The sequence below is a fragment of the Paraburkholderia sp. FW306-02-B genome (assembly GCF_058782725.1).
Genome location: NZ_JBYSXZ010000002.1, coordinates 2,679,360 through 2,691,786 on the forward strand (window position 1 = coordinate 2,679,360; position 12,427 = coordinate 2,691,786).

Annotated in this window: 11 protein-coding genes; 10 read left to right on the forward strand and 1 reads right to left on the reverse strand. The window is 64.0% G+C overall.

Going from position 1 to position 12,427, the window contains the following annotated elements:
• The first annotated feature begins 133 nt into the window (after positions 1-133).
• The 10 genes from AC3WOG_RS33325 to AC3WOG_RS33370 all read left to right on the forward strand — a co-directional run bounded on the left by AC3WOG_RS33325 (position 134) and on the right by AC3WOG_RS33370 (position 10,502).
• Positions 134-1,204: a TauD/TfdA family dioxygenase gene (locus tag AC3WOG_RS33325; RefSeq protein WP_492581989.1), complete on the forward strand. Its 1,071-nt coding sequence runs from the start codon at positions 134-136 to the stop codon at positions 1,202-1,204.
• Between the two features lie 8 nt (positions 1,205-1,212).
• Positions 1,213-2,217, forward strand: a complete 1,005-nt coding sequence (locus tag AC3WOG_RS33330) for an ornithine cyclodeaminase family protein (RefSeq protein WP_492581990.1) — start codon at positions 1,213-1,215, stop codon at positions 2,215-2,217.
• Positions 2,211-3,665, forward strand: a complete 1,455-nt coding sequence (locus AC3WOG_RS33335) for an alanine racemase (RefSeq protein ID WP_492581991.1) — start codon at positions 2,211-2,213, stop codon at positions 3,663-3,665. The genes AC3WOG_RS33330 and AC3WOG_RS33335 overlap by 7 nt, the downstream gene beginning before the upstream one ends.
• Positions 3,666-3,667: 2 nt before the next feature.
• Positions 3,668-4,723, forward strand: a complete 1,056-nt coding sequence (locus tag AC3WOG_RS33340) for a PLP-dependent cysteine synthase family protein (RefSeq protein ID WP_492581992.1) — start codon at positions 3,668-3,670, stop codon at positions 4,721-4,723.
• Complete coding sequence (locus tag AC3WOG_RS33345) at positions 4,720-6,096, forward strand: MATE family efflux transporter (protein WP_492581993.1); 1,377 nt, start codon at positions 4,720-4,722, stop codon at positions 6,094-6,096. Before AC3WOG_RS33340 ends, AC3WOG_RS33345 begins: the two co-directional genes overlap by 4 nt.
• Positions 6,093-7,094, forward strand: coding sequence for a FecCD family ABC transporter permease (locus AC3WOG_RS33350; protein ID WP_492581994.1), 1,002 nt, complete (start codon positions 6,093-6,095; stop codon positions 7,092-7,094). Before AC3WOG_RS33345 ends, AC3WOG_RS33350 begins: the two co-directional genes overlap by 4 nt.
• Positions 7,091-8,158 (forward strand): FecCD family ABC transporter permease, encoded by a 1,068-nt coding sequence (locus AC3WOG_RS33355; RefSeq protein ID WP_492581995.1) that lies wholly within the window; start codon positions 7,091-7,093, stop codon positions 8,156-8,158. Before AC3WOG_RS33350 ends, AC3WOG_RS33355 begins: the two co-directional genes overlap by 4 nt.
• Positions 8,155-9,012 (forward strand): ABC transporter ATP-binding protein, encoded by an 858-nt coding sequence (locus tag AC3WOG_RS33360; protein ID WP_492581996.1) that lies wholly within the window; start codon positions 8,155-8,157, stop codon positions 9,010-9,012. Before AC3WOG_RS33355 ends, AC3WOG_RS33360 begins: the two co-directional genes overlap by 4 nt.
• A gap of 172 nt (positions 9,013-9,184) precedes the next feature.
• A complete protein-coding gene (locus AC3WOG_RS33365; RefSeq protein WP_492581997.1) occupies positions 9,185-10,054 on the forward strand; it encodes an ABC transporter substrate-binding protein in 870 nt (289 codons plus the stop codon).
• 46 nt (positions 10,055-10,100) lie between these two features.
• A complete protein-coding gene (locus AC3WOG_RS33370; protein ID WP_492581998.1) occupies positions 10,101-10,502 on the forward strand; it encodes a transcriptional regulator in 402 nt (133 codons plus the stop codon).
• 335 nt (positions 10,503-10,837) lie between these two features.
• On the opposite strand, the gene AC3WOG_RS33375 is transcribed toward AC3WOG_RS33370, so the two are convergent.
• Positions 10,838-12,238, reverse strand: a complete 1,401-nt coding sequence (locus AC3WOG_RS33375; protein ID WP_492581999.1) for an alkaline phosphatase family protein — start codon at positions 12,236-12,238, stop codon at positions 10,838-10,840.
• Positions 12,239-12,427: the final 189 nt, after the last annotated feature.

Genomic DNA, 12,427 nt, shown 5'->3' on the forward strand with positions numbered 1-12,427 from the left:
CCTGTACCGATAACAAACCGTGCGCCGTCGAGCGCACACGCTTCCGTCCCCACGAAAACAGGCAGCAAGTTGGTCATGCCCGCGCCACGCGCCGCATGACCGGTTCTCACCGTTTTCACCATGAGGCAAGCGTATGAATCTCGCGGAAGGTATCGACCGGCTCGGGCTCCAGCCCGTGTCGGACACACTTTCGATCTACGCGTTGAGCGCCGACGAAGTCAATGCTCTCGCACGGGTCGCACACGCATTAAGCCGAGCGCATGACAGCGTCGAAAGCGCCAGCTTCGCCGCCGATTGCGCCCTCGCGGCGCAGGAGCTGCCGCGTTCGCTGCGCTCACTCGCGTTGCGCTACCGGCAGCTCGAACTGCCCTGCTCCGTGATGCTGTTGCGCGGCATGCCGGTGGACGACGTCCGCATCGGGCCTTCGCCATCGCACTGGGACGGGCCGTGGCAAAACCCGCCATCGCTGCTCGAAGAAACCATGCAGTGTCTGATGACCGCTCTGCTTGGCGACATGTTTGGCTGGCGCACGCAGGAGAACGGCCGCTTTCTACGCCATATCGTTCCGATCAGGAAGGATCACGCCGAGCAGTTGGGCGGTGGCAGCAGCGTGACGCTCGTCTGGCATAACGAAGAAGCATTCCACGAGCACCGTGCCGACTTTCTGTCGATTCTCTGCTATCGCAACGACGAACGCGCTGAGACCATTTTCTGCGGCGTCGACGAAATCGACATTCCCGATGCCCAGTGGAACGTACTGTCCGCGCCGCGCTTCACGATCCTGCCGGACAAGTCGCATTTGCCGGAGCAGAACGTCAGCGGTCAATGGCGCCTCGATGATCACGTGTTCGCCCGCATCAAACAGATGCATCTGAATCCTGAACCCGTGCCGGCTGTCAGCGGCTTGCGCGCCAAGCCATGGCTGCGGGTGGACGAAGCGTTCATGCGCCCGCTGCCCGGCGACGATGAGGCCGCGGCGGCGCTGCGCTGGTTGATCAATGCGTTCTATGCGAAACAAACCGCTGTCGTGATGCAGCCCGGCGACATGGTGTGGGTCGACAACAAGCGCGCCGTGCACGGCCGCACGGTCTACCAGCCGAACTACGGCCCGCGCCAGCGCTGGCTGCGACGCGTGAACGTCCACATCAATCTGCGCGAAACGCTGCCATTCCGGCAGGCCCCATCGACCCGCGAAATTCTCTGAGACTCGCCATGAACGCCATGACTCTCGAAGCGATCGTCCAGCCTTCCCGCATTCTTGTGCTGGGCAAACAACTTCTTAACGAAATCGATTACCACCCGGCCGACGTGCTGGCCTCGGTCGAACGGTCGTATCTCGCGCTCGGGAACGGTCAGTCCGACAATCCGCGCAAACTGATGAGCCAGCCGCCGGAAAAGCACTCGGTCGCGTATTCGATGCTAGGCCGGGATGGCGGACGGCAGACCGTCGGCTTCAAGACTTCGTATAAGTACGACCCCGAACACAATCGCGATCTGCAGAAGTACTACACCACGCTGCTGTTGTTCGACGACACCACCGGCATGCCGGTCGCGCTGATGGACGGCAGCCTGGTCGGTTCGCTACGTACGCCCGCTGTGTCGGCGCTGATTGCGCGCGCCGCCGCGCCGCAAGCACGCACCGCGCTGATCGTCGGCACGGGTACGCAAGGCCGCATGGCGGCACCGTTCCTACTTGCCGCGTTGCCCGACATCGAACGTGTGGTCGTGCACGGTCACTACGACGAAGGCGTTCTCGCGGTGCGCCAGAACCTTAAGCGCTTCTATCCGAAGCGCGACATCGAAGTGTCGTCGGATCTGTCTACCTCTGCCGCGCAGGCCGATATCGTGCTCGGCGTAGCCGGTGCGGGCGCGGCCGAAGCGGTACGGCATGCGTCGCTCAAGCAAGGTGCACTGGCCATTCTGGTCGGCTACGGTCTGCACGCGGACACGCTACATGGCGCCGACTACCGGATCGCCACCAGCGAGCAGCAGATGCAGGTGACCGGCAGCGATCTGGTCGACGCCGACGGCAAGCTGCCGGCCATCGACGCCGAACTGCCCGATATTCTGCTCGGCCGCAAGCCGGCACGCCAGAATGCCGGGCAGACCGTATTCGCGTACAACAGCGGCATGGTCGTGACCGATATCGCGCTGGGCCGCGCCTTGGCCGAGAACGCGCGCGCGAAGGGCTTGGGACAGGAGGTAGCGCTATGGTAGACGCGCTCGCCAACGTCGCCCCGCGGCCTGTTGCGCGTGATTCAACGCGCGATACAGAGCAGGCATCTGTGCGTCGCGCGCCGCGTCTGCCCGCGCGCTGGCATCCACTGCTACGCAGCTTTGCGGACGATCACCGCCGCTTGATTCGCGAACTGTCGCACGGTTTCAACGCGCCCCTGCATTTTGTTTTCCCGCAGACATTCGCGGATAACGTGCGCGCGTTCCAACGCGTGCTGGAAAAGCAACGCGTGCAGGGCCGCATCCTCTATGCAAAAAAGGCCAACAAAGCGCGCTGCTTCGCACGCGCGGCAGCCGAACTCGGCATCGGGCTCGATGCCGCTAGCCAGGGAGAATTCATCGACGGACTCGCAGCAGGATTGCGCGGCGAGGCAATCGGCGTATCGGGGCCGGCAAAGTCACAGGAATTGCTCCAGCTCGCGCTCGCTCACCACGCACTAATCGCCGTCGATTCACTCGACGAACTCGAACGGTTGAGCGCACTCGCCCGTTCGCAATCCCACACCACGCGCGTGCTGTTGCGAATGCGTCCGTCCGCGCAAAGCGGCAGTCGCTTCGGCCTCGACGAGGTAGCGCTCGACTCGGCGCTTGCCGTCTGCCTGCGCGATGTTCGTCATCTGCAACTGGAAGGTTTTTCGTTCCATTTGTCAGGCTATCGCGCAGCCGAGCGGTGCAATCAGGCCGCCGTTGCGGTACGGGCGTGCCTTGCCGCCCGGACACGCGGGCTGTCGCCGCACACGATCGACATCGGTGGCGGTTTCGCGGTCTCGTATGCCGACGAGGCCGACTGGCGCACGTTCCTGGCGACCCACATCCCCACCGACTATCACGCGAACAAACAGTTCGGCGGCGGCTTCTATCCGTACTACCAGGCACAGCCGGGCGCAGCGATGCTCGACGCCATCCTGCAAGGGACGCCGGACGGTGAAGTGCAGCCGCTTCGCGCGTTGCTCGAGCGTCACGACTTGCGCCTGATGCTCGAACCCGGCCGGGCTCTGCTCGATCAGGCGGGCTTCACGGTTTTCACAGTGCAAGGCGTGAAAGACTATGACGACTACGGCATCGTGACCGCCAACGGCACCAGCTTCAGCCTGTCGGAACAATGGTTCGACAGCGAGTATCTGCCCGATCCGGAGCTGTTGCCGGCGTCACGCGGCGCGCTTCCCGAGCATGGACAGCAGCCTTACCGCGCGTGCGTCGGCGGCGTGAGCTGTCTCGACTCCGACATGCTCACGTGGCGCAAGGTGCAGTTCGTGCAACGCCCCCAGGCCGGTGACCTGTTGCTGTACCCGAACACCGCCGGCTATCAGATGGACTCCAACGAATCGCCGTTTCATGAACTGCCGCTGCCGCCCAAGCTGGTCGTCACGTTCGATAGCGTTGGCCCGCACTGGCGGCTCGATCGCCTTTCACCATTTTCAGGAGCTTGACAATGAACATACGCTTCATGGGTGACACCGCGCACATTGCGTACCCGGCAATCGTTTCGAAGGTCTCCGATCTGATCGGCCGCACGCCGCTGTTCGAACTGATTCGCCGTCCGAACGGTGCGCGCATTCTGCTCAAGCTCGAATCGACTAATCCGACTGGTAGCGCAAAAATCCGCATGGCGCGCCAAATGCTCGATGAGGCCGAACAGGACGGCTCGCTGCGCCCCGCAGGCCGCGTGATCGAATCCACCTCGGGCAACACCGGCATGGGTTTGGCGCTGCTGTCCGCGGAGCGCGGCTACCGCTTCACTGCGGTCGTGGACTGCCACGCGTCGAAAGACAAACTGCGCGCGATGCAGGCCTTCGGTGCGGAACTCGTCTACGTCAGCGAAGGCGAAGGTCTCGCCACCGCCGATCGCGAGGCGCTTGCCGAGCAGATGGCCACGGACGATCCGCAGAGCATCTGGACCGAGCAGCACAACAACCCGGCCAATGCGAACGGCTATCGCGAACTGGCGCAGGAACTGCACACCGCGCTCGGCGGCCAGGTAGATTATCTGGTCGGTTCGGTAGGCACCGGCGGCTCGCTATTTGGCACGGCGCGCGCGCTGAAAGCGCTGAACGCCGAACACGGCATGGAAAGCACGACCCGGGTGGTAGGCGTCGAGCCCGTCGGCTCCATCGCATTCGGCGGCGAAGGCGGCTCGTACTACCAGTCCGGTACCGGCACGCCGCCCGGAGCCGAGATCGGTGCACTCGTCGATTATTCGTTGCTCGATGAAGGCGTCAAGGTATCGGACGCGGCCGCATTCAATACCGCGCGTTATGTCGCGCGCAAGAAGGCCTTGCTGGTGGGCGGATCGGCGGGTGGCGTGATCTATCACGCGCTGCATATGCTCGATTCGCTGCCGTCCGGCGCAACGCTTGTGATTCTCGTCTGCGACGGCGGAGAAAAGTATCTCGATACCGTCTTCAACGACGACTGGCTGCGCGAGCGCAATCTCCTCGACGACAGTATCGCCGCGCAACTGGAACCGCTCTGGCACGGAGCAGCATGACGTTCTTTCGACAGTTCCGGCTCGACGCCGTGCATATCGGCGCGCTCGCCGCGCCGCTGATCCTGACGCAACTCGCACAGGTCGCGCTCACTACGACCGACATCGTGATGATGGGCATGCTCGGCGCGCGCGAGGTCGCCGCTGGCGGCCTCGCGCTCACGCTCTTCAACCAGTTGCGCACGATGGGCACCGGTCTTGTCACCGGGACCGGCAACCTGATCGCGTTCGCGAACGGCCAGAACGATCCGGCGCAGATTCGCCGGCTCGTGCGCGCCAGCTTCGCTTTGACGACCCTGGCCGCACTGGTCTTCGCCATGCTGATGCTAGTAATCGAAAAGCCTCTGGTGTGGCTCGGCCAGGATCAGTCGATCGCGCGCCAAACCGCCGTGTATCTCGCCGCCGCCGCGCCCGGCATGCTGCCGTGCTTGTGGTTCCAGGCGCTACGCCAATATACGGTGGGTTTGCGCAAACCCGGGCCGCTGCTGGCGATCACGATCGTGTCGATTGCATTGAACGCTGCGCTCGACTACGCGCTGATGTTCGGCAGATTCGGGTTTCCGAGGCTCGGGCTTGCCGGTATCGCGTGGGCGACCAGCAGCGTTTATCTGCTGTCGTTCCTGGCCTTTCTCGGTGTCGTGCTCGGACGCCGGGAACTCGCCACACACCTGTCACTGGCAGTGTGGCGCACCGACCTCGCGGCATTCGCCCGCACCTGGAAAATGGGCTTGCCGATTGCCGCGACCTACGGCTCCGAGGCGGCCTTCTTCACCGTGTTGACACTCGTGATCGGCTCGCTGGGCGCAGGCGCGCTCGCCGCGCAGACCATCGTCAACCAGGTGATCTACATCGTGTTTATGGTGTCGGTAGGGTTGTCGCATGCTTCATCGATCAGTATCAGCCATGCGTGCGCGCAGCACGACTATCGCGGCGCGCGGCGACTTGGTTACACCGGCCTGGGTCTCGGTGTCGTCGCGATGCTGGTGGTCGCGCTGCCTTATCTTGTGAGTCCCAACGCAGTGATCAAGCCGTTTCTCGACGCGCACGCCACCGCCGATGCAGACGTGTTGAAACTGGCTGCGGGCTTGCTGACGATCGCCGCGTTGCTGCAGATTTTCGATTGCAGCCAGAACATCGGCGTCGGTATTCTGCGAGGACTTGGTGACGTAAAGAGTTCGTTCCGCATCTCGCTGATTGGCTACTGGCTGATCGGACTGCCGGTGGCGTATCTCGCCGGCATCGTGTGGGGCTACGGGATTTATGGCATCTGGATCGGGCTTGCCGTGGGACTGGCGGCAACCGCCTCGCTCTTGTTGCGCACCTTCGAAACGCGCCTCGGGCAGTTGTCGGCCAGACCGGCGAGCGGTGCGCAATGAGACAACGTGCACGTGTGTCTCTCTTGCTGATCGCAGCGCTGCTGCTCGCCGGATGGCTGGCAGTCGGTATCGCCAGTCTGTGCGCGGGCACGCTGCCGCTCACGCCTGAAGCGGCATGGGCGGCGTTGACGAGCCATGGCGATGCGCCGTTGACGATCATCGTGCGCGATCTGCGTTTGCCGCGCTTCATCGCCTGCCTGATGGTCGGCGCGAGTCTTGCGTTGGCCGGAACGCTGATGCAAAACATCACGGGCAATGCGCTCGCCGACCCGAGTCTGACCGGCGTCGTCAGCAGCGCCGCGCTGGCCGTAGTCGCGGCTACCGTACTCGCGCCGTCCTTGTCGGCGCGCTGGCATCCGCTGTTGGCGACGGCGGGCGCTGCCGCGGGCGCCGCCCTCACCTTCGCCTTGTCGTGGCGCGGCACGCTGTCGCCACTGCGGCTTTCGCTCGCCGGAAGCACGGTGGCGGCACTCGGCAGTGCCGGCGTCATCGTGCTGATGATCGCTGCCGGACCGCAGGCCGGGCCGCTGCTCTACTGGCTGGCCGGCGGCTTCGCCGGCGCGGGCTGGCGGCAGGCCGCCGCGCTCGCGCCGTGGACCGTCGTGGGTCTCGTGCTGGCGCTCGGCAGCGCACGCGTAATGGACACGTTAGCACTCGGCGACGAAGCGGCGGAAAGCGTCGGCATCGCGCTGCGGCGTTGGCGTCTGGGTCTGGGTACCCTCGCGGTACTGCTGTCCGCTACCGTCGTGGCGAACGCCGGTCCGGTCGGATTCGTCGGGTTGTGCGCCCCGCATGCGGCTCGCCTGATCGCCGGCTCCGCGCACCGGCTTGTGCTGCCATTCGCTGCACTCACGGGCGGCCTGCTCGTCTGCGCGGCAGACCTCGCCGCGCGCACCGTCGCCGCCCCGCGCGAATTGCCGGTGGGCTTTCTGACCGCGCTCGTCGCAGCACCGTTTCTCATCCAGCTGATTCGCGGCGGCGCTGGAGTGCGCACATGAACATTCCGCTTAACACACAAGTGAGGACGAGCCTGAATGCACGCACACCGTGCGGCTATCTGGCGCTGACGTTCGCGCTTCTCGCCACACTGCTCGCGGTCGTGCCGCTCAGTATGGTGCTCGGCGCTGCCGACTATCCGCTCGCCACGTTATTGCACGTACTCACTCGCAGTAGCGCCGACCGCGCAGCGATGATGATTCTGTGGGACCTGCGCATGCCGCGCATCCTGCTCGCGCTCATGATCGGCGCGCATCTCGCGATCAGCGGCCTGGTGCTGCAGGCGACCTTGCGCAATCCGCTCGCCGAGCCTGGCGTGCTCGGCGTGTCATCGGGCGCGACCTTCGGCGTGATGACGCTACTGCTGATCGCGAACTTCGCCGGCATGGCCGACAGCAGCCGCCTTGTTGTCTATGACGCGACCTACATGCCCCTCGCCGCGCAGGCCGGCGGCATCGGCGCGGTGCTGGTGGTCTACGCGCTGTCCTGGCGCAGCGGTACCGCGCCGATCCGCCTGATCCTGATGGGCGTTGCCGTCAGCGCCACGCTGTATGCCGCTGCGATGACGATCCTCGCCGGCTGGGGCTCGAGCCGGATCGAAGTCCTGCTGACCTGGCTGTCCGGCAATCTGTACGGCCGTGACTGGGAGCACGTGCGTCTGCTCGCGCCGTGGACGCTTGTCACACTGGCGTCACTACCGCTGGTTTTACCCGCCGTGCAGGCTCTCGCGATCGGCGACGATCCGGCCGCGAGCATCGGCGTCGAGGTCGAACGCTGGCGGCTCGGCGCACTGGTGTTCGCCGGTTTCGCGGCCTCTTCAGCGATCGCCATCGCCGGGCCGATCGCTTTCGTCGGGCTGATCGTGCCACATGCCGCGCGACTCGCCGTCGGCGGCACGTTGGGCCGGCAGGCCCCGATCGCCGTCATGCTCGGCGCGCTACTGACCGCGCTCGCCGATCTGGCCGGTCGCACGCTGCTCTCGCCTGCGGAAATCCCCGTCGGCGCGGTAACCGCGGCGCTCGGCGCGCCGCTCTTTCTGTTGCTCCTCTCTCGCATATCCCGATGACTTCAATGACCCTGATCGCTGACGAGCTCACGCTCGGTTACGGCACGCGTCGCGTGGTCGATGGCCTCTCGATCGCGCTGCCGCGCGGCCGCGTCACCGCGCTGCTCGGGCCGAACGGTTGCGGCAAGAGCACGCTGCTGCGCGGCCTCGCCGGCCTGCTAGCGCCGCGTCACGGCGGCGTCACGCTCGACGGCGTTGCGCTTCATAAATGGCCGCGCAAACAACTGGCGCGCCGCGTGGCGTTTCTGCGGCAAACCCAGGAGGTGCCTGAAGAGCTAACGGTGCAGGAACTGGTTCGGCACGGCCGCTTCGCGCATCGGCGCATATTCGGCGGCGAGTCGCGTGAAGATCGCGACGCGGTGAACTGGGCGCTCGATGTCACGGGTCTTACGCCATTACGAGGCCGCTCGCTAGGCGCATTGTCGGGTGGCGAACGTCAGCGCGCCTGGATCGCACTCGCACTGGCGCAAAAGGCCGGCATCCTCCTGCTGGACGAACCGACGACTTACCTCGACCTGGGCCATCAGCTGGAAGTGATGCAGACGCTGCGGCAGTTGAACGAAGACTACGGCCTCACACTGGTGATGTCGTTACACGATCTGAATCAGGCGATGCGCTTTGCCCACCGCGCGCTGGTCATGCTGGGCGGCCACCTGGTCGCGGAAGGTACGCCCGCCGACGTCCTGACGCCCGCGCTTCTAGCCAATGTGTTCAGCGTGCAAGCGCAGATTCTGGACGGCGCCGCCGATGGTTTTCCGCTGTGCCATCCACTGCGCTATCCCGCTTCGGCGACAGCGGCGTCGGCGCCCAACGTTGTGCCGTTGATGCCGCGGGTGTCGAATGACCGATCTTAAGCGGCGCGGAGTATGCACCTCTATTGCGCTGGTGCTTCCGGTTCTGGCTGGCGGTTTCAGCGTCCGTGCGGCAGGTGCGGCAGGTGCGGCAGGTGCGGCAGGTGCGGCAGGTGCGGCAGGTGCGGCAGGTGCGGCCAGCATAAACGGTGTGGGTGATTCGCCGCGCAACATAATGGATGACCGCGGTCACACGTTGACTTTCAAGCGTCAGCCACAGCGACTGGCGACAATCTCCTATTTCGGCGCCGACACCGGACTAGCCCTCGGCATCAAGCCGGTGGCCTCTACCTTCCTCGTGCGCGGGCGCACACCAGCTTACCTCTGCGGGCGCATGGACGGCGTGCGCGATCTCGGTCAGCGCGCATCGGCGAATCTTGAACTGCTCGCGAGTACGCGTTGCGATCTGATCATCGCCATGCGTCGCTACACAGAAGCTCATGCCGCGCGACTCGAACGGATTGCCCCGTACCTTGCGCTCGACCTCGAAACCTTCGACGACAGCGACCGCAGCATTGCGCTGGTCGGTGCGGCGCTAGGCAAACAACGCGCGGCGTTGCAACTGAACCAGCGCTTTGCCCAGACGCTCGCGCGCTATCGTGCCGGCGTCCCGCGTAACACAGCGCCGCCACGCTACCTCTTCATCTGGGGCACCGGTACCGCGCCCTGGGCGTTCTACGACGAGAACATGACCTGCTCGTTGCTGAACGCAATCGGGGGAGTCAATGCCGCCGGGCACAACCCGATGCCGGCACACCGTGAGAACACTGCGTTCCAGATAAGTCTCGAGACGATGCTGCTCGCCGATCCGCAACTGATCTTCGTCTACGACGATGGTCCTACCGAAGCCTTCGAATCGAACCCGGTCTGGCAGCATCTGAATGCCGTGCGTCAGGCACGCGTAATCCGTGTAGGCGATCACTGGATCGAGTCGTTCGGTCCGATCGCACGCGAAGCGGTGCTGGCCGAAGCAGCACACGCACTTTACCCACGCACATTTCCTGCCACCGATCTGTGTGCGCTCGCCGGACGCTTTTTCACCTGAACGTCGCAATTTGCACAGCCATCTCCAATTTAAAAGGACGCCGACCATGCATTCCGACTGGCCGATTCGACTGATTTCAACCGAATTGATTTTGCCGAACGAGCAGCATATCGAAGCACGTGTGCTAGAGGTCATTGAGAGCATTTCGAGCAGCGGCCGTTGGACCACACCGATCGTGCTCGAACAACGGAGCCTTGCCGTGATGGACGGTCATCATAGGCTGGCTGCGGCGAAGAGACTCGAGTTGTCGCGCGTTCCGTGCGTGATGCTCGACTATGCGCAGGTGGCGGTAGAGGCACGGCGCATTGGGTACTGCGTCGATGGGGAAGAGATCGTCAAGCGCGCCCGGACGCGCATGCTGTATCCACCGAAAACCACCCGGCACATTTTCGCGCACGCGCTCCCCGCGTGTGACGTGGACCTTTCTTTATTGAAGGTGGCGGCATGAAGCGGCACGTGAGCCGTGCCTGCTGACACGGATAGTCATCGAATCGCAATCCCGGAGTTGTTTGGCCGCCTGTGCCTCGCGAGCGGTCACTCGCAAGCACTCGCGTGAGGGAATGCTTCTGCAAGTGTAGCCGGTTCAGACTTGGCTTTCGTTTGCCATGCGGTCTGTAGTATCCGAACCGAATCAAGCAAGGTTGGTACGGTAGTTGGCCCGGTCCCTGATGAAGGACGCGCGCGAGGACCTCTCTCATTCGCTAACCGGAGTTGAAATCCCCCTGCTTTATTCAGCCAAGGCAGAATTAATCAGCACGCGCCTTGGTCGACCCCGACCGCTACTCACGCTCCGGCATAAATCGATTTGACCGGCCAGTTCAGCGAGTTGAACGCTACCGCGCTGTTATTGGCCGTGGCGACTGTTGCGGGTGGTGCGACGGGCAACGCATGTGGACAGGCGTGAATTTCGTCCGCCTTGCGCGGCTGACTTAACACGAACAAAGCCGAGAGATCGGCCGCATCCGCGAAACGCTGCGTGTCGAGTAGCGGCGAATCCGTGTGCGGGACAATCTTCGCGAGCGTCTTCGCCATCGACAGATGGTCGTAGAACGTATGGTCGACCGTCGCCTGCTTCACATAGGGCGAAACGACGACAGCCGGAACGCGAAAGCCATAGCGATCGAAGCGGAAGCCGCGCTTCGTCAACCCGGTGGGCGCAACCGGCGCAAGCGCCGGCATGCCGGACACCACCGCCGGGTGCGGAACGACGTGATCGAAAAAGCCGCCGTGCTCGTCGAACAGAATGAGCAGCACGCTTTCTTCCCAGTAAGGCGAGGTCCTGATGGCGTTGTATACGCGCTCGACTAACGCGTCGCCGCTGCGTACATCGCCGCACGGATGCATCGACTCGCCATTGCGAAAGTTGCTTATCGGATCGTAGGCAGGTTCGATAAAGACGAAACTCGCATCCACGTTGCCGCTCGCCAGACTCGCGAACAGATCAGCATGAGTCAGGAAGTTCGACGGGTAGGCGTCGACACCCTTCAGCGCCCATGACTGGGGTATGTCGCCGTGCGAGACCAGCCATTGTGTGGGCGCCAGCCGCGTGAGCAACGAGTCGCGGCCGTTGCCGAACTTCGCGCCGTCGAACAGGCTCGAAATGATCGAGTCGGGGTTGCTCGGGGAATGATCGAGTCCCCACGACGTTCCAGCCAACGCGAAGAAACGGTTCGGCCATGTCGGGCCAGGCATCGACGAAAACCAGCGGTCGCAGACCGCAAACTGTTGCGCGAGGAAGTTGAGCACGGGGAGCTGATCCGGTGTGAGCGCGCGCAGGCCCGTCGCGATGTCGTAGCCATGCGCGCCGAGGTCGCAGGCAAATCCCAGATCGTTCGTGCCGGTCGCCGGTGGCGGGTAAAGGCCATCCTGCAGAACGGCGGAGTCGGTTACGGCGTTTGCCATGAAGTGCCGGGCATCGGTCCCGCCGCACGACTGCACCAGCGTATCGGTGAACTCATGGCCCGGGTCGAACGCGAGCCGGAATGGTGCACCTTGTGCAATCGTATAGGCATGGCCGCTCGCGTCGGTGCTCTGGAACGGCGGCTTGCCGAGCAGGCCATCCGCTTGCGTCGCGACGCCGTTCGGGGTCCAGCCACGCAGGTCCGACCAGCCGAAGATGTTGTCGTATGAACGGTTCTCCAGCATCAGCACAAACATCTTCTTGATATTCTGGATTGCTGACATTGCATGCTCCTCTTAGCGTTCCAGTCCAGTTGACCGGGGACGGGCGTTTTGGGCCGTTACTTCGGAAACAGCGCGGCAATTATCTTGAGAACGAACGGCCGGGACACGGTTCGCAAACCGCGCATCAGCCGGTTCCCGCGAATGTGCCGAAGATGATAGTGGGGATCGGAATGCGTGTGTGACGCAATG